Consider the following 19,284-nt stretch of genomic DNA (forward strand, 5'->3'; position numbering starts at 1 on the left):
CGCGGGGTCCGCCACATCCGCTCTCCGCCCCTTTCCGCACCGAGTCGTCTCGCTCGCCCTCGTCACTCGAGGATGCCGACGACCTTCGTCTGCGTCATGTCCTCGTACGCGAACCGAACCCCCTCGCGACCCATGCTGCCGTACTTGGCCCCGCCGAACGGCATGGCGTCGAAGCGGTAGTCGGAGGAGTCGTTGACCATGACCGCGCCTGCCTCGAGCTCGCGCGTCGCGCGCATCGCGGTGCTCAGGCTGCTCGTGAAGACTGCGGCGTGAAGGGCGTACTCGGGCTCGTTGGCCAGGTCGACGGCTTCCTCGAACGAGGAGAACGTCTCGATGACGACGATGGGCGCGAACGCCTCCTCAGCCCACACGCATTGGCTGCGCGGCACGTTGGCGAGCACCGTCGGCGGGAAGTAAGCGCCGTCTGCGCGCCCGCCCTCGAGAAGCCGAGCCCCGGCGGCCACCGCGGCTTCTACCGACTCCTGCGCCGAGTGCGCGGCGGCCTCGCTGATCATCGGGCCGACATCTGTCGACTCGATTGAGGGATCTCCGGTCGTCAGCCTCGACGTGGCCGCGACGAACTCGTTCCGGAACTGATCCGCGACCGACTCGTGGACGATGATTCGCTGCGTGCCGATGCAGTTCTGGCCCGCGGCCCAGAAGGATCCGGAGACGCAGCGTGCGACCGCCGTGCTCAGATCCGCGTCGCCGAAGACGAGCACGGGGGCGTTGCCGCCGAGCTCCATCGAGATCTTCTTGATGCCAGCGGCCGCCGCGATCGCCTCCCCGGTGCGGAAGCCGCCGGTGAAGGACACCATACGGATTTCGCGCGCGGAGACGAGTGCCTGCGAGAGCTGGCGGTTGCCGTGCACAGTGGTGATGACTTCGGCGGGCAGCCCGCTCTCGACCAGCAGGTCGACAAGGAGTCTCGCGGTGAGCGGGGTGAGCTGCGAGGGCTTGAGGATCACGGAGTTGCCACCGGCGATCGCTGGCCCGATCTTGTGTGCGACCAAGTTCAAGGCGTCGTTGTACGGCGTGATCGCGAGGATGATGCCGAGCGGTTCGCGCGTGAACCACCCGGTTCGTGTCTCCGACCCTTCGAACGCGTCGAATGGAACGACTTCGCCTGCGTTGGTCCGGGCTTGGGCCGCGGACAGCTTGAGCGTGTTCTGGCAGCGTGAGACCTCCTTGCGCGCCTGCACGATGGTCTTGCCTGCTTCGGCGACGATCAGTCGAGCGACCTGGTCCGACCGTTGGCCGAGGAGGACGGCGGCGTTCTCGAGGACGCTTGCGCGAGCGTGGCGTGAGAGGGCGCGGGCGACGAGGCTCCCTGATCTGGCTCGTTCGATGATCTCGGGGAGGTCGCCCGCGAGGTGCTGGCGCACGTGCCCCACGACGCTTCCGTCTGCCGGACTCGTGACGATCAGCTCCTCCCCGTTCGCGGACAGACCGGACGCGTGCCCGACGACGGACAGCCGGGCGGTCACAGCGCGATCCCGACGAGGTCGACGCGGTTTACGACTGCGGCTCGTTCGCTTGCACGCGTGGCGGAGTCGATGGCGATGATGTCGGAGAGCAGCGCGTACGCGGTCTCGACGCGACCTGCCCCTGGCCCCGAGACGGTGACCTGCCCGAGGAGGTCGGTCGTGAACGTCACGGCATTCGTGGGCCCGGTGATGCCGGCGAGTGGATGCTCCTCGCCCAGCGCGACCGGCCCTACTGCGGCTGTCACACCTCCGTCGTCCGTTCTCGTGGCGGAGCCGATGAGCTTCCATCGCAGCCCCTGCTCGCTGGCTTCGCGAATGTCGGCGTCGGTGAGGCCGGAGATGCCCCGCGTTTCGATGCTGGCGAGCGGTACGTCGACGCCGAGCACCTGCTGGGCGAGGATCGCGACCTTGAGCCGCACGTCGGAGCCTTCGATATCCGCGGTCGGGTCTGCTTCTGCGTACCCGAGGTCCTGCGCCTCGCTGATGGCTGCCTCAAGTGTCGCGCCCGCTTCGCGTCGCCCGAGCACATAGTTGCTGGTTCCGTTGAGGATGCCTTCGACGGAGGTCGTCGTGAGCCCCGGCAGCATCTGCTGCGCGAATCGAAGGATCGGCGTGCCGCTGAGGACGGACCCCTCGAATTCGAAGGAGACACCGCGTTCCTGGGCGAGCGCAGTGAGCGCTTCGGCGTGCAGGGCCACCGGACCCTTGTTGGTCGTGGTGACGTGCTTGCCGGATTCCAGTGCCCATCGGACGTGTGAGGCCGCGGGCTGGCCGTCGATGGGGTTGGTGAAGGTCGCCTCGACGACGATGTCGGCGGTGCAATCCTGGATGACGTCGTGGTTGCGTGGGTCTGCGGATCCGCCTGGGAGCGCACTGAAGTCCGCCCCGCGTGGCATGGCCAGCACGGCGGCGAGGTCGATGCCGTCCGGTTGCACCAGCGATCCGAAGCCGAGGTCGGTGATGGCGACGACCCGGAGGCTGAAGCCGAGTTGTCTGGTGAGTCGTTCAGCGTCGCTGCTGATGAGCTCTGCGAGTGCTCGGCTGACGCCGCCGAATCCGATGAGGGCCAGGTCGTACGTTCTCACGGTGTCTCCTTCTGGTCGAGGTGACCTCAGCTTGGGCGGCACCTGCGTCAGGCGGATGCTGTCTTTTCGGCGCTGTGGTCTGACGTTTCGGCGGCGTGACTGCCGTTTCGTCTGCCCTTCTCCTAGGGGCTTGTGGAACCCGATGTCGGATGCATACTTGGGAAATATCCCAGAGAGATGCAATATAGACACCAGCACGTGACTATGTCGCACTCGCAGCATCCTGGTCACGACACAGAACTCAAAGGTGAGCCATGTCCCCTTCAACGCATACCGAGCTGCACAACTCGCTCCCCCACACAACCTCGACGCAGGTGCCATTGCGCAAGCTGCAGCGATCGATGGGGGCGCGCCATCTCGTCATGATCGCGCTTGGCGGGGTCATCGGCTCCGGACTCTTCCTGAGCTCCGGATACACGATCTCGCAGGCCGGACCGCTCGGCGCCGTCCTCGCATACGGCATCGGCGCGGTCGTCGTCTACCTCGTGATGACCTGCCTTGGCGAGCTCGCCATCGCCTACCCGGTCTCCGGGGCCTTCCACATCTACGCGGCACGAAGCATCAACCCCGCGACCGGCTTCACGACGGCCTGGCTCTACTGGCTGTGCTGGGCTGTCGCCCTCGGCTCCGAGTTCACCGCGGCCGGCATCCTCATGCAGCGATGGTTCCCTGGCGTCGACGTCTGGATCTGGTGCCTCGTCTTCGCCGCCGCGCTCTTCGGCATGAACGCCATCTCTGCGCGAGTGTTCGGGGAGTCGGAGTTCTGGTTCTCCCTGATCAAGGTAACGGCGATCATCGTGCTGATCATCCTCGGAGGTGCGGCGATCTTCGGTTTCACTCCGTTCGGCGGACAGGCAGCAGCGAGCGGCCCCATCCTGTTCAGCAACTTCGACACGCCTGACGGGCTCTTCCCCACTGGCATCTCCGGCGTCCTCGTCACCGCCCTCGCCGTGTTCTACGCGTTCAGCGGCTCCGAGCTCATCGGCGTCGCGGCCGGTGAGACCAAGGACCCTGCGAAGAACATCCCCAAGGCGCTCAAGTCCACGGTCCTGCGCCTCGTGATCTTCTTCATCGGCGCGATCACGGTGATCGCAGCGATCGTTCCATACGAGGAAACGGGAGTCACCGACAGCCCGTTCGTGACGGTGTTCGAGTACATCGGCATCCCGTTCGCAGGCGACATCATGAACTTCGTGATCATCACGGCACTGCTGTCCGCGGGCAACAGCGGCCTGTTCTCCTGCGCGCGGATGCTGTTCTCTCTGGCCGAGGAAGGCCACGCACCCCAGGTGTTCACGAAGCTCACCCGCCGCGGCATCCCCCTCGTGGCCCTCAGCGTCAGCATGCTCGGCGGCCTGGCGTCACTCATCTCGAGCGTCATGGCACCCGAGACGGTCTACCTCGTGCTGGTCTCCGTCGCGGGCTTCGCCGTGGTCGCGGTGTGGATGTCCATCGTCGCCTCACAGTTCTTCCACCGCCGGAAGTTCGTGCGCAGCGGTGGTGATATCCGCACGCTGGCCTACCGCACCCCGCTGTACCCGTTTGTGCCCATCGTTGCGTTCGTGCTGCTGAGCGTCTCGATCGTGGCGATCGCCTTCGACCCGAATCAGGTCGCAGCCCTCTACTTCGGGGTGCCGTTCGTCATCGCCTGCTACGTGATCTTCTGGTGGCGCTACACCCGACGCGGTGCGAAGCCCCGGCTGCTCATCGACGAGGAGGCGCCAGTCACGACCGCGGATGCTGATGCAGATGCGGATGCAGACGCGACCTCGGCGGAGCGTGGAGCTTCTCCGGAGAGAAGCGCTGAGCGTTGAGCGCGCGGATGACGACGGAACCCGTCTGGGTCGAGGTGGATCTCGACGCGATCGAGCACAACCTCCAAGAGATCCAGCGGCAATTCGCCGGGCGCAGCACGGTCTGCATCGTCCTCAAGGCGGACGCCTACGGGCACGGCATCGACCTGCTCGGCCCAGTCGTCATCGCCAAGAACATCGAGATGCTCGGCATCTCGAGTAACCGTGAAGCCGCCCAACTCCGCGCCCTTGGCTTCACGGGGCGTCTCCTGCGGCTGCGTTCTGCGCAGCCGCAGGAGATGCAGGCGGGGGTCGACTGGAACATCGAGGAGTGGATCGGCGGCTTCCCGCACGCCACAACCGCCTCGGCCATCGCGACCTCCTCCGGCCGATCGATTCCCGTTCACCTCTCCGTGAACTCGACCGGCATCACGCGGGAGGGCATCGACGTGTCGCGCCCGGCAGGCCTCGCAGAGCTTCGGGCGCTCGCCACTCTCCCCGGCCTGGATGTCCGCGGCATCGCGACGCATTTCCCTCTCGAGGATGAGCAGGACATCCGAGCCGGCACGGCCCGGTTCGTCGACGAGGCCGAGATCGCCACGAGTGTCCTGCGCCAGCAGGGTGCCAGCTCGCGAATCGACCGCCATTGCGCCACCTCGTACGCGGGCCTGACCGTACCCGAGTCGCGGCTCGACCTCGTCCGCATCGGCGCCGCCCTCTACGGCGACACCGCCGCCGACCCCAAGCGATTCCGCCGGGCGATGACGGTGAAGTCCCGGATTGCCGCTGTCAATGGATACTCCGCCGGAGAGACCGTCGGCTACGAACGCACCCACGTGCTCGACCGCGACTCCGTGCTCGCATCCGTGCCTGTCGGATACGGGGACGGCTTCCATCGGAGCCTGGGCGGTCGCGCACAGGTGCTCATCCGTGGCAAGCGCGCGCCCGTCATCGACCTGCCAGGCATGAACTGCCTGATCATCGATGTCACGGAGGTCCACGGGGTCTTCCCGGGCGACGACGTCGTGCTCTACGGGAGGCAGGGGGGCGGCGAGGTGACGAGCCGAGACCTCGAACTCGCCAACACGCAGATCGCCGCGGACCTCTACACGGCCTGGGGACGGCTCCTCCCCCGGTTCGCGGTCGGCAACGCCGCCCGTCTGCCCGAGCTCGCAGTACGCTGAAGCCCCCACCAGAACCGGCGTCAGAGCGGTGACGCGCACAGAGCTCGACTCCGAGGAGATCGCACCATGCAGCAGCAGTCCTCGCTGGCGCAGGGCTTGTCGCTCCTGACCGCAGCGACGCGGAGAGAGGCGACCGGCCGCTCCGCCTTCACGGTGTCGAGGCTCGCCGAGCACACCGGGATCGAACGCAGTCGCGTGTCACGCCTCACGCAGGAGCTCGTCCAACTGCGGATGCTGGAGAAGAACGAGGAGCTGGTCTTCCGGCCAGGACCTCGTCACTTTGAGGTGGCCGCCGCGCGCCACACGCCGTGGCTGCGGGCAGCGCGCAGCGAACTGCGTTCCCTGGTCGCCCGGTTCCCGGTCGATGCGCGCATTTCGGCGTCGCTCGGCGACCGCGCACTGCTCCTCCGGTTCGAGTCGCCAGCGTCGGGGACCGCTGCTTCCCTGCGCCCCGGCATGGTCACCCCGATTTGGTGCACGGGTGCCGGGCGGGCGCTCCTCTGGGACTCGTCCCCAGACGCGCTGGAGCAGCTTCTGGGCAACGCGCAGTTCGTCGGCGTCGGCGGCCCCCGAGCCGCGTACTCGATTGCCGAGCTGGCCGCCAGAATCGAGCGTGATCGCACCGGGGGGCACGTTGACGCCTTTGAGGAGTTCGAGCACGAGTCGAGCGACCTCGCGGTCCCCCTCCGAGGCGAGGCCGACGCAATCGTGGCCTCGCTGAGCTGCGTCTCCCAGTCTCTCCTGGAAGCAGAGACCCCCGCCCTGGTCACGGAGATGAAGGCAGCCGCCGCGCGCATCACAGCGCTCGTGACCTCCCCCGTCTGAGCGTCAGCGGGCGGGTGCGGCTAGCACTTCGGAGAGGCGCGCGGCAGCCCGGGCCACAGCGGCCCCGAGCTCATCGCTCTTCGGCACCATCTGCGCGCGGGCGCCGACGATCTGCACGGCCGCGATCACCTCACCGCGGAAATCCCAGACCGGAGCGCCGACCGAGTAGAGCCCCGGTTCCGCTTCTTCGTCGACGATCGAGTATCCGCGCTGACGCGCTCGCTCCAGGCGTTCCAGGAAATCGCCGACATCTCTCGGAGCATTCGGCCCGGACGCGTGGAAATCCGTTGCCGCGAGAACGGCGGCCACTTCGTCGTCGTCGGCATCCCAGAGCGTCCCCTGCCCCGCGTCCGAGCAGAACGCCGGATAGGGGCGGCCGAGCCAGGAGCCGATCATACGAGCGTCACTCGGCAGCGCCTCCACGATCGTCACGGTACTGTCGCCGCTCAGAACACCGATGAAGCAGGCCTCCTGCGTGTCCCGCGCGAGCTCCTCGAGCAGCGTGAGGCCATCGATCCTCAGCCGTCGCTCTGTGAGCTCCTGGGCGGTCGCGTAGCCGCGCCATCCGAGCTCGTAGCTCCGGTCGTCGCGCCTCAGGACCGACCCGTCCTCGGCAAGGTGCTTCAGCGTTCGCGAGACCTGCGAGCGATCGCGGTCGAGCTCACCGGCGACCTGAGCCACTGTCGCCCGGTGCGGAGGTGTTCGCGTCAGCTGGGCGAGCGTGGTGAGCACGTCGAGGGCACGCCCCATGCTCGAATTCGACTCCACGCTCGCCAGCCTAGCGAGGGTCAGTGGATCGCGAAGACTCGAGCTGGGAATCCGCTTCCACCCTGCGGTTTCGGCCAGGTCGCGACGACCGCTGCACCGGCCACCGGCACTCGGTCGAGACTCGCGAGCAGCTCGATCTGCCACCGATCCCGCTCGAGCAGGAATCGCTCGAGACTGAAGTCACCCGCCGACGTCGCGACGCCCGGATCCGTATCCGTCTGCTCGTGACCGACGCCCGCGATGTCACGCTCCTCGATGAGGAAGGCGAGGACCTCGCGCGACCATCCAGGCGTGTGACTCACACCGTCGGCGCCCATGTTGGCCATGGCTACGGCGTCCGGCCAGCGGCGACTCCAATCGGTGCGGAGCGCCACAAAGGCCCGAGCAGGGATCCGTCCGTGTTCCGTCTCCCAGCGCTCGACATCCCGAAGCACCGGCGTCGCGTCAGAGTCGGCCGCCGCTCGTTCGCTGATATCGAGAACGACCAGCGGGAGGATCATCTCGGAGACAGGCAGCTCGTCGAGCGTCCGCCCTCCGGCGGCGAAGTGTGACGGCGGGTCCACATGCGTGCCCCACTGTCCGATTATCGAGTACCGGTGCGCCGTGAAGCCGTCTCCACGCTCGAGCGAGAAGAGCTCCTCACGCTCCTCGTCGGGAAAGGCGGGAAAATGGGGTTGTCCAGAGTGAAATGCGTGCGTGAGATCCGTGGAGACGCGCCCCTCGAGGGCAGCGCTCAGCTGCGACCAGGCATCACTCGAGCCAGCATCACTCGAGCGAACCGCACTCGTGTCCTTTCCCCGCGAGACGAGCGTCACCCCCTCGGTCACCTCGATCACGGGCACTTCCCATGGATGCACGTCGACGATGCGCTCAAGAATCTCGGTGAGCCGAGCAGAGCCGAGTTCATCGTCGACGTGCGTCGTCACGGCGAGCGTCGGCGAGATCGTCCGTTCGCCAGCAGACCCGAGCGTCGGCTGCGCTCCCGAGCCCACGGTGAAGCCCTCGAAGCCGATCGACACTTCGGTCACCGTCTTGTAATCGCCGAAGTCGCCGATTTCCGAGAACGACGCGAGCACGTCGCGCAGTGGGCGCACGTCGGGGCTTTCCCTGAAGACTGCAACGTTGCCGGCGACGACCTCGGCGAACGTGGCCGGTTGCACTGGCCAGTAGACCCGGATCCTGCTTCGGACCGTTGTCTTGAGAACCATCGTGTTCCTCTCCTGTGACGCATCATCGCGTCGTCATCGTTCCGCACCCTATGCAATATAACCATGTTATAGTGCTAATGTCACACGCATGAAGAGGGTGCAGCAATGACGATGCGACCACGAGACGACATCGACGCGCAGATCCTGCGAGAGCTGACCAAGAACGCGCGCATCCCACTCGTCACGCTCGGGAACCGGGTCCGACTCTCACGCAACGCGGTAAAACAGCGCATCGAGCGGCTCGAACGAGACGGGGTCATCGAGGGCTACACCCTCGTGCGGGGCAGCGACGCGGACACCCACGACCGCCCGATCTCCGCGGTGCTCTTCGTCTACCGAACCGACCGGATGCGCGGGGCCGACGTCCTCGCAACGCTTGCGGAAGTCCCCGAGGTCATCAGGTGCGACATCCTCACCGGCGACTACGACCTGTTCGTGCTCCTCGAGGCTCGTTCCGTCGAGCGCATCAAGGAGGTCTGGGAGAGCATCGCAGCTATCCCGGGCGTCAAGAACACGGTCACCTCGCTCTCCCTGTCCACAACCATCCGGCACTCACCGCCCGCTGGCGACTGACCCGCGCAAGCGCGGTCAGGTGCCAAGCACGCTGCGCTACGCGTCGATGCCAGCAGCCTCGAGCGCTGCGAGGAGCGTTGGCAACCAAGCGAGGGCCGCATCGCTGGCGGTCTGACGCGAGCTCGCGTCGTGCCGGCCATACTCGCCGACGCGCTGCGCGCCGAGCTCCGTCATGAGCCGGTCGATGTGCTCGCTGCCCTGGCTGTAGGTGTCCGAGTAGTTGGTGTCACCCATCCCGAACATGCCGTACCGGTACCCGTCGAGCGAGGGACGGATGGCGTCGAGTTCCTCCCAGAACGGGAGGGCGCCACTCGGCAGCTCGCCGTCGCCGTGCGTCGAGCAGACGAAGAGGTAGAAGGTGTCAGGCTCGAGCTCTTCCGGCTCGAACACCGACATGTCCTCGACAGCGACCTCGCGGTCCGGCATCGCGTCGGCAAGGTCGCCTGCGACGAGTTCGGCGTTGCCCGACTCTGTGCCGAAGAGGATCACAATGCTCATGTACTGCTCCTAGGTGTTGCTTCCGGGGGTATTGATTCTGGGGGTGTTGCTTTCGGGGTTTGGTTCCTGAGCCATTGTGGCGCGGCGGCGCGCGATCCGCAGCAGCGTCTCCGTGTCCTGCTCCTTGGCCCGTACGCGCCCGGGCGCGGCCTGCTGCTGCTCGTGCTCGTCGATGATGCTCCACTCGGCGAAGCTCACGGACGACTCGTCGAGGTGGGCGAGCAGCGACTTCCGATCGGCGTCCGACTTCGGGGCCGCGGAGGCCAGCCAGCCGTCGACCTCGCGAGCAACGGTCTGCCCCTCTGCTCGGCTCGACGCGATGGTGCCCTGAGGTCCGCGCCGCGCCCAGCCCGCCGCGAAGACGTCGTGCTCGTCGCCGAGCAGCGCGTGCAGCAGGTGGGCGTCGCCGCGATGGAAGCCGACTGCGGTGATGACAGAGTCGACGTCGATCGACGCCGGGTCGGTGCTCGTGGAAGCCGCATGGGTCTCCGACACGCCTGGCCCGGCGAGCGAGACCCGGAGGCCGTCAGCGTCCTCGGCAAGAGCGACCGGCGCGACCCCGAACCTGAGCCGGATGGTGACGCGCGGATGCTCGGGCTGCGCGCGGCTCAGGAGCCCCGCGAGCGCGGCTGCCTGAGCGGACTGCCCCTCATGCTCGGAGAGCGCATCCGCGTCGACGCCGAACACCTCGAAGCTGGCGTCGTCGATTCGCCCGAGCTCGGAGAGCAGGGACGGGGTGAACTTGGCGTCGTCGACACCAGCCCGTCCGAGTACCTCGATGACCTGCAGCTCCCCTGAGGCGGCCACGAGCAGCGGTGAGTGCACGTCCGAGCCGTCGAAGTCGTTCTCGTGCTTGGCCAGCAGGCGGACCACGTCGATCGCCACGTTGCCGTTCCCGACCACCGCGACGCGCCCGCCGAGCCGCGGCAGCTCGACGTGGTCGCCCGGGTGCTGGTTGAGGATGCGCATGAACTGCCCGGCGCCGATGACCCGGCCGTGGTCGAAGCCCGGCAGCTGGAGCTGCGCGTCCTCGTGCAGGCCCGTGGCGACGATGGTCGCGTCGAACGCGCCGCGCACAGCTTCGAAGTCGACGTCGCGCCCAACCTCGACGTTGCCGAGGAACCGCACCCCGGATCGCGTGAAGAGTCGGTCGAACTGGCGGGTCACCGCCTTCGTGCCCACATGGTCGGGGGCGACGCCGTAGCGGATGAGCCCGTACGGCACCGGGAGGCGCTCGAACATGAACACGTCGGCATCGCGACGAAGTTTGAGGAGCGCCTGCGCCGTGTAACAGGCCGAGGGGCCGCTGCCGATGATCGCGACGGCACGTCGGGCTTCAGCGGTCATACGGTGGGGCTCTCCTCGATTCGCGGGGGCGCGGGGGCGCGGGAAACGCTCCGCCGAGTATGCCACCTTGAGCCAAGCGGCCGCCCCAGGTTCCCTACCTGAGCCGGCCGCGCCGCGATCGTCAGGCGTTTGCGCCTGCCTTCTGCTGCTTGAGCTTCTCCTCAGCCTGCATCGCCTTCTCCTCGATGGGGGCGTTGCCCGACTCCCGCTGCTCGCGCATGTACGCGCGGGCTTCGTCTTGGCGTTCGCGCTCAGCGCCGGAGGCGATGGATGCGCGAATGTGCTCCGGCCCGTAGCCGAACGCATCCACGAGGTCGGCGGCGTGCGGGCGGAGACGGGCGATGAGCCGCTCACGATAGGCGGAGACAGCCTGCGCGCGTGGCACGGACAGGCGGCCGGACATCAGGTACCAGGCGAGGTTCTCCTCGATGAGGCCGAGGCCGAAGAGGTCGCGCAACCAGGTGAGCACCTGCCGGGTCTTACCTTCCGGCATGACGGCGATCGCGTCCGTGAACGCTTCCCACTGCAGCAGCTGACCATGAGCCCTGGCCGCCTCGATGAGGGTCGGCTGGTTGCGATTGAAGAGCGCGGCCGCCTCTTGTTTCGACAGCTTCTTGGCGTTGCGCAGCTTCGCCGCGATCTCGGAGACCAGGGTCTCGACTCGCGACGTGAGCAGCTCGTGCTGGGTCGCGGGCTGGCGCAGCCAGCCGACCGAGCGGGCTCGACTGCCCCGGTCGATGACGATCTGTCCGATGCCGCGGAGGCCGGACCCGGAGAAGATGCGCTCGGCAGTCTGCTCAGCGATGATGCGCGTGACCTCGCCACGGTCGGCGCCCTTGAACTGCTCGGCGTAGTCGCTCAGCAGGCGCTTGCCGACGAGCTGCAGCAGCACGTGGTTGTCTCCCTCGAAGGTCGTGTAGATGTCGAGGTCGTGGCGAAGCTGCGTGATGCGGTTCTCCGCGAGGAAGCCGGCACCGCCGCACGCTTCGCGCGCTTCCTGGAGCGTGTTGATGCCGTGCCAGGTCGAGAGCGGCTTGAGCGCGGCCGCGAGCGTCTCCAGGTCCTCCCGGTTCTCAGGGGTGTCGAGCTCACCGGAGAAGACGCCGTGGAACTGCTTGAGCAGGTTTTCGTGCGCGAAGCTCAGCGCGTACGTGGTCGCGAGGCGCGGGATGAGTCGCTTCTGGTGCATCCCGTAGTCGAGCAGCACGGTCTCCTCGCCGTCGCCACCGGCGAACTGCCGGCGCTCGTTGGCGTACGTGACCGCGATCTTGAGCGCGACCTTCGACGCCGCCACCGAGGCTCCGTCGAGCGAGACACGCCCCTGCACAAGCGTGCCGAGCATGGTGAAGAAGCGGCGGCCGGGGCTCTTGATGGGCGACGTGTAGGTGCCGTCTTCTGCGACGTCACCGTAGCGGTTGAGCAGGTTGCGACGAGGCACGCGCACATCGGTGAAGTGGAGGCGCCCGTTGTCGATTCCGTTGAGGCCGCCCTTGACGCCGTCGTCCTCGCCGCCGATGCCGGGCAAGAACTGGCCATCATCGTCGCGAATCGGCACGTAGAAGGCGTGCACGCCGTGCTTGACGTTCTTGGTGATGAGCTGCGCGAACACAACGGCCGCTTTGCCGTGCAGGGCGGCGTTGCCGAGGTAGTCCTTCCAGGCGCCACGGAACGGGGTGTTGATGACCCACTCCTGCGTGGTTTCGTCGTAGCTCGCGGTTGTGCCGATCGACGCGACGTCGGAGCCGTGGCCCGTCTCGGTCATGGCGTAGACACCGGGCACCTCGAGGCTCATGATGCCTGGCAGGAACGTGTCGTGGTGGTACGCAGTGCCGAGGTGCATGACGGCGGAGCCAAAGAGGCCCCACTGCACACCAGCCTTGATCTGCAGGCTCGGGTCGGCGACCACCAGCTCTTCGAACGCGGCGATGTTGCCACCGTGGTTCTCGCCGCCGCCAAGGCGTTTCGGGAAGGCCAGGTTGACAGCGCCCTCCTCGACGAGGATGCGCAGCTGGCCCATGACGCGATCGCGGTGCTCCGGCATGGCGAGGGCGGGATCGCGCCACAATTCGGGCCTTGCGGAGTTGGCTCGGGCGCGCAGGCGCTCCTCCGGCCAGGTGCCGAGCAGCTGCTGCGACAGCCAGCCGACATCGATTCGGCTCTGCTCGAGAGCAACGGGCTCGTCGAGTTCCGGATCGTTGATGCTGATGTCAGACACGGATGCTCCTTTGCAACGTTTGGTGATGCATCCACGCTAGGTCGGGCCACCGACACTCGCCATTTCCCGGTGGGAGGGCACGAGATTCCCTCGCCACAGATGCGCGCGAATTGCACACTTCATACAACTCAGCGGGCCAAGCGTTGGCTTGACCCGCTAGAGATGTTCGGTGAATCCGCCCGAGCGACGCCCGGTCAGCCCTTGAGGGCGTCGGTGAGCTTCACTCGCCCGCCGATGCGGAGGATCGAGTTCTCGTAGATGCGCGCACCGATCATGATCGAGACCGCGCTGGTCGCGATGAGGATGACGAGCGCGAGGATCGGCTCCCACCACTCGGCCTGACCGAGCACCACCCGAAGCGGCATCGCGATCGTCGCCGAGAACGGGATGTAGCTGAGGATCGTCATGAGCAGCGCGTTGCTGTTGAAGAGGATCACGAGCATGTACGGGATGAGCATGAGCATCATGAGCGGAGTCGTGACGCTACCGACCTCCTCCTGCCTCGACACCATCGCGGATGCGCCCGCATACAGGGTCGCGATGAGCACGAACCCGAACACGAACAGCACGAGGAACCAGATGAATCCGGGGCCGATGAGCGAGAACAGCGTGCCCTGGCCGGTCGCCGCGAGCGCTATGGCCGCCGCCGCGAGGATCGCCGCCACCTGGATGAGCGCGAGGACGCTGTTGCCGATGACCTTGCCCGCCATGATGACGCGCGGGGTGACCGTGGAGAGCAGGATCTCGACGATGCGCGACTGCTTCTCCTCGACGACGCTCTGCGCGATCGTGTAGGCGTAGCCCATCGCCGCCATGAAGTAGAGCACGCCGAAGGCGACGGCCATGATGTAGCCGAGGGCCGGGTTGACCTCGGGGGCCTCCAGCGAGAACGAGGGCGGCACCTGCGCGAGGGCCATCGAGTCCTCCGTCGGCACGCCCTCGAGGCCAACAAGCACAAACGCGCCGTCGCCCAGGTCGCTGGCAGGCTGCCCGTCGCCCGTGAAGAGCTCAAGGCCGCGAGCATCCGCCGGCGTCAGCACCGCGTACTCGACGGCACCGTCGCGCACGAGCTGCGCGGCCTCTTCGGCGGACGCGGCTTCGGTCGTCTCGAGGCCGGCAGTCGACGCGACCGAGGTCGTGTCGGAGACCGTCGCCACATTCGTCGCACCTCCCCCGATGGCGTCGCCGAACAGCGCGACCGCCACGATTCCACCCGCCACGAGCAGCAGGGTGATGAGGAACGAGATCTGCTGGGCGCGAGAACGCGCCTGCACGAGAATCTCGCGCTTCGCGATGAGCTGGATGCCCTTCGCCGAGCTGAGGCCGAACTGCCTCGAACGGGCCGGCGCTGCCGCTGACGGGCGCTGCGAGGCCCTGGCTTCCTGTGTGTTCGTCATGCGACGACCTCCCGGTAGATGTCGGAGAGCTTCACGATGTGGCGGCCGAAGCCGAAGACGGGGCCCCGGTCGAGGGCTGTTCGCAGGATGCGCTGGGCGGTCTCCCCCGAGTCGGCGACGAAGATCGCATCCCCACGGTCGAACTCGAGCACCTTGATGCCAGGCTCGTCGCGCAGCCAGCCGGCGTCACCCGCGAGGGAGATGCGGTGCATGCCCTCGGAGTGCCGCTCTTGCAGTTCGTGGCGGTCGCCGCTTGCCTTGATCGCTCCGCCGGAGATGATGACGAGGTTGTCGCTGAGTCGCTCGACGACATCGAGCTGGTGACTTGAGAACAGCACGGGCACCCCGCGCGCGGCGAACCCCTGCAGCGTCTCGAGCACCACCTCGACGGCGAGCGGGTCGAGGCCCGAGAACGGCTCGTCGAGGATGAGCATCTCGGGTTCGTGGGCCAGCGACGCCGCGATCTGCGCGCGCTGCTGGTTACCGAGCGAGAGGTCCTCCACGTTGTCGTTGATGCGCTCCGTCAGGCCCAGGTCCTCGAGGAAGCGGTCGGCGTTCTTGGCAGCCTCCTTGGCGCTGAGCCCGTGCAGCTCCGCGAAGTAGGTGACCTGCTCCTTGACCTTCATCTTCGGGTACAAGCCGCGCTCCTCAGGCATGTACCCGAACCGGGCACGGTCGGTGACGACCACGGGCCTGCCGTCGATCGTGACGACGCCGGCATCCGGCTTCACGACGCCCAGGATCGTGCGCATCGTGGTGGTCTTGCCTGCTCCGTTGCCGCCGACGAAGCCCGTGAGCTTGCCCGGCTCGACAGAGAAGCTCACGTTGTCGAGCACCTTGCGGTCGCCGTAGGTCTTGGAGATGTTCTGGATCTCGAGCATCACCCCTCCTGTCTCGCGCGACGTCCGACGCCGCACCTTCTCTGGGTATGCAGAAGACGTTACGGACATCGTCTGGCGGACGGATCGGCCGCGCGACGGAACTCGGCGGGTGCCCGCTTCATCCGCTCGGGTGAGGAGGCTGCGGTTCCGAGCTGAGGAGCGCTACTCGACGGGGGCGACGACCCCGACGTTGTAGGCGAAGATTACGGCGTGGATGCGGTCGCGTACGCCGATTTTCGCGAGCAGGTTCGAGACGTGCGTCTTGACGGTCGCCTCTGACACGAAGAGGCGAGCCGCGATATCGGCGTTGCTGAGGCCTTCGGCGATGAGCGCGAGCACCTCGCCTTCGCGATCGGTGAGGTTCGCGAGGGCCGGATGCACGGCCGCAGTCGGCGCTGTGACCTCGGTCTGCAACGCATCGTTCACCTGAGGCGGGGCCGCCTCCGGGATGTCGTTGAGCATGCCGGCGATGACACCGCGCGTGACCTGCGGGTCGAGCAGGGCGTCTCCGGAATGGACGACCCGCACCGCCTCGACAAGCGTCTCCGGGGGCGAGTTCTTGAGCACGAATCCGCTCGCCCCGGCGCGAAGAGAGTCGCGCACAGCCGCTTCGTCGCGGAACGTCGTCAGCATGAGCACGCGCGGGGCCGCCCCTTCGAGCTGCATGATCTCGCGGGTCGCAGCGATGCCGTCGAGTACCGGCATCTGCACGTCCATGCAGACGAGGTCGGGGCGGAGCTCGCCGACGACCGAGACGGCTTCTCGCCCGTCGGTGGCTTCGCCGACGACAACGATGTCAGGCTCGGACTCCAGGATCAGCTTGAAGCCCATGCGCACGAGCTGGTGGTCGTCAACCAGCACGACGCGGATCTTTTCAGACACTTGGCCTCCTTTGGCACCCGCCGCAGCGGTGTCGTTCTCGTGACCGTATCGGGGCGAGGTTACCGGGAGTTGGCCGTTCGGGGCTGGAACTTTCGCTCATGCCTCACGCCTGCCGTTCGTACGGCACGCGGAGCAGGACCCGGAAGCCGCCACCGCTTCGCCTGCTTGTCGTGACGTCACCGCCAGCCGCCCGTGCTCGCTCGCGCATGCCTACGAGGCCGAGACCCCCCGAGCCGTTTGCACGCTTGGCGGCGGCGGCGTGCATCAGCGATTTAGGGCCGTCATCCGTCACGTCGAGTTCCAGCCCGGTGTCGAGGTAGCGGAGTCGCACGTCAGCCGGCGCCTCTGCCCCAGCGTGCTTGCGCGTGTTGGTGAGGGCTTCCTGGAGCACGCGGTAGACGGCGACGCCCGTGAGCGGCGACACCCGCCGCGGCTCACCGAACGTGCTGAACGCGACCCGCATGCCTGCACCGCGCAGCTCTTCGATGAGCGCGGGCACCTGCTCGACCGTGTGCGTCGATGGGGCGGATGCGCCTGAGGAAGCCCCGGGGGCGCCGTCATCGGCGCGCACCTCGCCGTCCGCCGCGTCAGCGTCCGCGCTTCGCAGCGTCGTCAGGAGCGAGTGGAGTTCGTCGATGGCAACACGCGCGCTCTGCTCCACGCCGAGGAGGGCCTGCTGCGACTTTTCCGGCGAGGCCTCCGCCGTGCGTCGAGCGGCCGCTGCCTGCAGACCCATAAGCGAGACGTGGTGCGCGACGACGTCGTGAAGCTCTCGCGCGATGCGAACGCGGTCGAGGCGGATCGCCTGCTCTTCGACCAGCCTGCGCTCGTCGGCCAGTGCAGTCGCGTACTCCTCGAGCTCCCGCGTGCGCTCCTCGAGCGCGGCACGCTGCCCCGCTCGCCGGTAGTCGGAGTTGCCGAACCAGAACGCGCCAATGAAATACAGCACATTGATGAGCAGCGTGTAGGCCGTGAAGACGCTCGAGATCCAGTTCTCGCCGTCGCTGCCACCCGAGAAGCTGAAGATGAGCGTCGCCCGCGTGAACGCGTCGACGACCGCCCACACGGTCATGCCCACCGTGATGGCCACACGAAGCAGCGTCACCATGGCCCGCTGGTTGCTCCAAGCCCCCGCCGTGAAGATGAGGAGGAAATAGCCGATCTGCGTGACGACGGTGTCGAGGTACGTGAACGCGAAGGCGGAGACGAACGCGACCGTGCTGAGCACGAGCATCCACAACGGGAAGCGACGTCGCAGCGCGATGGCGACGCCGTACATGACAGGCACGAGGATCATGCCGACAAGAGCTGCAGCCGGATCGTTGTCGTGCAGGATGGCGCCGACCTCTGTCGGGTCTGTGCCCTTGCGCAGCTCGAGGACCGCCCAGTTGGAGAAGGCCATGAGGCCGACCGCTACCAGCGCCACGATGACGTCGGTGCGCAGCGCACGCCGGGAGGGACCTGGCCGCTCCCAGTCGGCCGGGCGCTCGGCATCGGTGCCCTGGAGCCGCTGCCAGAGTTCAGTGCCGCGCGCTGACGAGATCATGCCATCAAGGCTAGGTCCAGCCTCCGACATTCGATGCGCGTCCGCCGCGAGGCGCGCGATCGAATCAGTCGAGAAGGCCCACGGGCTCAGCTGGGAGACGACGCCAGGCCGCATGGAGCCAGATTGCCCCGACGACCGCGGTTCCCAGCCCGACCACCAGCTGCACCGCGCCAGTCGCGCTCGCACCGGTGATCGCGAGGACTCCTGTGAGCAGCAGACCGGTGACGGCCAGCACCGAAAGGACGCTGCCGCCGGTGCGCGCTCCCTCCGCCCTCCTGCGCTTGGGCGATCCGAGCAGCTTCCAGATGGCGCCGTACCCGACGACGATGACCACCAGCGAGATCACGAAGCTCGGCACGCTCGCAGAGCGGAACTCGGCATCCTGCTGCCAGTTGGCGAGCGCCCCCGCCGCGATCATCACGGCGAGGAGGATCGTGAGCCTCCGGAGCCGAGAAACCCGGGTCGGGGTGAGCGAGCGCTCCGGCTCGGCCTCGCGCGGCACGTCATAGCCCGGGCGCGGTTCTTCGTAGGAAGTTGAGTCAGGCATGACTCAAGCCTCCCACGTCGAGCGTGCACCGCCGTGGGTATCCCGTCACAGAACGGATTCGAACACCTGGATGCGCGTCCAGCTTCGGGCATGCGCTCGGCCTGCAGACCGTCATCCCGTCGGTGTCCGCTCAGTCAGCGCGCGTTGGCGCGTCCGTCTCCGGACCCTCGGCGCGCAGTTGTTCGGCCTCGCCGATGACCCGCGCGCGAAGGCGGCGCGCGCGCTGCACCAGCACTTCGTCGTCGGAACTCGCACCTGCCCCGGCAAGCGCACGCAGCGCGCCGGACAGAGCCTCCGCTCCCACCTGACCCGCAGCGGCATCGTCGGCGATGAGCTCGATGAGCAGCGCCGTCGCCCGCGACAGGTTCCGCGCGCCCGTGTACCTGGGGAGGCAGGCCTCGTTGACCTCGGCCAGACGCTGCGCAAGCGCGTGGAAGCGCACCAGGTGGCAGCGCTCGTGCGCGACGACCGCTTCCAGCTGCTCGCGCGTCAGCAGCTCCTCCAGCCCGCTCGACACAATGACCACAGGCGAGGGGCCCGCCGCCGCGAGCGCGTGAGGCGACGGGGACTCGACGAAACGCACGAGGGCTCCCCCGATGCGCTCGTCTCGGTACGAGAGCACGCGCGCGGCATCCCGAAGCTCGTCATTCGCGCGCCTGCCGTCTGCAAACGCGCGGCCGGATCGACGCGTGACGATGAACCCCCAGCCGAACATTGCGATGAGGCCAGCGCTCGCGAAGACGGAGGCGAGGGCGATCTCGAATCCGCTCAGCCAGCTGCCCTCGTCATGTTCCCAGTTGAGCACCGCCACGACCGACAGTGCGACAGCCGCCAGCAGCGCGAGCGAGCCCCCGAGGACCGCGCCGTGCCAGAGCCCGAGCGCGAGCTGCGGGTGTCGAACCTGCCACGTGCCGCGCGTCAGCAGGGAGGGCGCCGCGAGCATCGTGAACACGGCGAACGCGAGGCAGGCGAGCGCGGGGATGATCCACATGTCGGATCACTCGCGTCCGGGCAGGAACCCCGAACGCCCTCTTGGAGCCATGATGAA

17 protein-coding genes are annotated in these 19,284 nt (G+C 67.5%); 4 read left to right on the forward strand and 13 right to left on the reverse strand.

Going from position 1 to position 19,284, the window contains the following annotated elements; translation table 11 throughout:
- Positions 1-62 precede the first annotated feature (62 nt).
- Positions 63-1,487, reverse strand: coding sequence for an aldehyde dehydrogenase family protein (locus C5B85_RS17360; RefSeq protein WP_258070886.1), 1,425 nt, complete (start codon positions 1,485-1,487; stop codon positions 63-65).
- Positions 1,484-2,572 (reverse strand): homoserine dehydrogenase, encoded by a 1,089-nt coding sequence (locus C5B85_RS17365; protein ID WP_104287261.1) that lies wholly within the window; start codon positions 2,570-2,572, stop codon positions 1,484-1,486. Before C5B85_RS17365 ends, C5B85_RS17360 begins: the two co-directional genes overlap by 4 nt.
- A gap of 254 nt (positions 2,573-2,826) precedes the next feature.
- Here C5B85_RS17365 and C5B85_RS17370 point away from each other — a divergent pair, with 254 nt between their 5' ends.
- From C5B85_RS17370 to C5B85_RS17380, 3 genes are all read left to right on the forward strand, one after another.
- Entirely contained in the window at positions 2,827-4,386 is a 1,560-nt protein-coding gene (locus C5B85_RS17370) for an amino acid permease (protein WP_104287262.1), read from the forward strand.
- An 8-nt stretch (positions 4,387-4,394) separates the two neighbouring features.
- Positions 4,395-5,549 (forward strand): alanine racemase, encoded by a 1,155-nt coding sequence (alr, locus tag C5B85_RS17375; protein ID WP_104287263.1) that lies wholly within the window; start codon positions 4,395-4,397, stop codon positions 5,547-5,549.
- 66 nt (positions 5,550-5,615) lie between these two features.
- Positions 5,616-6,374 (forward strand): IclR family transcriptional regulator, encoded by a 759-nt coding sequence (locus tag C5B85_RS17380; protein WP_104287264.1) that lies wholly within the window; start codon positions 5,616-5,618, stop codon positions 6,372-6,374.
- 3 nt (positions 6,375-6,377) lie between these two features.
- On the opposite strand, the gene C5B85_RS17385 is transcribed toward C5B85_RS17380, so the two are convergent.
- Both C5B85_RS17385 and C5B85_RS19655 read right to left on the reverse strand, forming a co-directional pair.
- Positions 6,378-7,142: an IclR family transcriptional regulator gene (locus tag C5B85_RS17385; RefSeq protein WP_258070887.1), complete on the reverse strand. Its 765-nt coding sequence runs from the start codon at positions 7,140-7,142 to the stop codon at positions 6,378-6,380.
- A gap of 20 nt (positions 7,143-7,162) precedes the next feature.
- A complete protein-coding gene (locus C5B85_RS19655; RefSeq protein ID WP_258070892.1) occupies positions 7,163-7,879 on the reverse strand; it encodes a cyclase family protein in 717 nt (238 codons plus the stop codon).
- Positions 7,880-8,455: 576 nt separating this feature from the next.
- On the opposite strand from C5B85_RS19655, the gene C5B85_RS17395 reads away from it, so the two are divergent.
- Positions 8,456-8,923: an Lrp/AsnC family transcriptional regulator gene (locus C5B85_RS17395; protein ID WP_104287267.1), complete on the forward strand. Its 468-nt coding sequence runs from the start codon at positions 8,456-8,458 to the stop codon at positions 8,921-8,923.
- A gap of 36 nt (positions 8,924-8,959) precedes the next feature.
- Here C5B85_RS17395 and C5B85_RS17400 read toward each other — a convergent pair whose 3' ends face one another.
- The 9 genes from C5B85_RS17400 to C5B85_RS17440 all read right to left on the reverse strand — a co-directional run bounded on the left by C5B85_RS17400 (position 8,960) and on the right by C5B85_RS17440 (position 19,227).
- Positions 8,960-9,421 (reverse strand): flavodoxin domain-containing protein, encoded by a 462-nt coding sequence (locus C5B85_RS17400; RefSeq protein WP_104287268.1) that lies wholly within the window; start codon positions 9,419-9,421, stop codon positions 8,960-8,962.
- Positions 9,422-9,430: 9 nt separating this feature from the next.
- Positions 9,431-10,768: an FAD-dependent oxidoreductase gene (locus C5B85_RS17405; protein WP_104287269.1), complete on the reverse strand. Its 1,338-nt coding sequence runs from the start codon at positions 10,766-10,768 to the stop codon at positions 9,431-9,433.
- A 121-nt stretch (positions 10,769-10,889) separates the two neighbouring features.
- Positions 10,890-12,983 carry an acyl-CoA dehydrogenase gene (locus tag C5B85_RS17410; protein WP_374953108.1) on the reverse strand — a complete coding sequence of 698 codons (2,094 nt, stop codon included), beginning with the start codon at positions 12,981-12,983 and terminating at the stop codon, positions 10,890-10,892.
- Positions 12,984-13,177: 194 nt separating this feature from the next.
- A complete protein-coding gene (locus C5B85_RS17415; RefSeq protein ID WP_104287271.1) occupies positions 13,178-14,380 on the reverse strand; it encodes an ABC transporter permease in 1,203 nt (400 codons plus the stop codon).
- Positions 14,377-15,261, reverse strand: coding sequence for an ABC transporter ATP-binding protein (locus C5B85_RS17420; RefSeq protein ID WP_104287272.1), 885 nt, complete (start codon positions 15,259-15,261; stop codon positions 14,377-14,379). The genes C5B85_RS17415 and C5B85_RS17420 overlap by 4 nt, the downstream gene beginning before the upstream one ends.
- 162 nt (positions 15,262-15,423) lie before the next feature.
- Positions 15,424-16,143 (reverse strand): response regulator transcription factor, encoded by a 720-nt coding sequence (locus C5B85_RS17425; protein ID WP_104287273.1) that lies wholly within the window; start codon positions 16,141-16,143, stop codon positions 15,424-15,426.
- 103 nt (positions 16,144-16,246) lie between these two features.
- The gene (locus tag C5B85_RS17430) at positions 16,247-17,689 is read right to left on the reverse strand and encodes a sensor histidine kinase (protein WP_181064489.1); all 1,443 of its coding nucleotides are present in this window, start codon (positions 17,687-17,689) and stop codon (positions 16,247-16,249) included.
- 64 nt (positions 17,690-17,753) lie between these two features.
- Complete coding sequence (locus C5B85_RS17435; RefSeq protein ID WP_104287275.1) at positions 17,754-18,236, reverse strand: hypothetical protein; 483 nt, start codon at positions 18,234-18,236, stop codon at positions 17,754-17,756.
- 130 nt (positions 18,237-18,366) lie between these two features.
- Complete coding sequence (locus C5B85_RS17440; RefSeq protein WP_104287276.1) at positions 18,367-19,227, reverse strand: M56 family metallopeptidase; 861 nt, start codon at positions 19,225-19,227, stop codon at positions 18,367-18,369.
- Positions 19,228-19,284: the final 57 nt, after the last annotated feature.

It is taken from the genome of Pseudoclavibacter sp. AY1F1, from assembly GCF_002931075.1.
Taxonomy (GTDB): Bacteria; Actinomycetota; Actinomycetes; order Actinomycetales; family Microbacteriaceae; genus Pseudoclavibacter.

Bases quoted from the DNA above. Each gene is read 5' to 3' on its own strand.
- C5B85_RS17370 (WP_104287262.1), top strand. From the start codon at position 2,827: ATGTCCCCTTCAACGCATACCGAGCTGCACAACTCGCTCCCCCACACA.
- alr (WP_104287263.1), top strand. From the start codon at position 4,395: ATGACGACGGAACCCGTCTGGGTCGAGGTGGATCTCGACGCGATCGAG.
- C5B85_RS17380 (WP_104287264.1), top strand. From the start codon at position 5,616: ATGCAGCAGCAGTCCTCGCTGGCGCAGGGCTTGTCGCTCCTGACCGCA.
- C5B85_RS17395 (WP_104287267.1), top strand. From the start codon at position 8,456: ATGACGATGCGACCACGAGACGACATCGACGCGCAGATCCTGCGAGAG.
- C5B85_RS17400 (WP_104287268.1), bottom strand. From the start codon at position 9,421: ATGAGCATTGTGATCCTCTTCGGCACAGAGTCGGGCAACGCCGAACTC.
- C5B85_RS17405 (WP_104287269.1), bottom strand. From the start codon at position 10,768: ATGACCGCTGAAGCCCGACGTGCCGTCGCGATCATCGGCAGCGGCCCC.
- C5B85_RS17415 (WP_104287271.1), bottom strand. From the start codon at position 14,380: ATGACGAACACACAGGAAGCCAGGGCCTCGCAGCGCCCGTCAGCGGCA.
- C5B85_RS17420 (WP_104287272.1), bottom strand. From the start codon at position 15,261: ATGCTCGAGATCCAGAACATCTCCAAGACCTACGGCGACCGCAAGGTG.
- C5B85_RS17430 (WP_181064489.1), bottom strand. From the start codon at position 17,689: ATGATCTCGTCAGCGCGCGGCACTGAACTCTGGCAGCGGCTCCAGGGC.
- C5B85_RS17435 (WP_104287275.1), bottom strand. From the start codon at position 18,236: ATGCCTGACTCAACTTCCTACGAAGAACCGCGCCCGGGCTATGACGTG.
- C5B85_RS17440 (WP_104287276.1), bottom strand. From the start codon at position 19,227: ATGTGGATCATCCCCGCGCTCGCCTGCCTCGCGTTCGCCGTGTTCACG.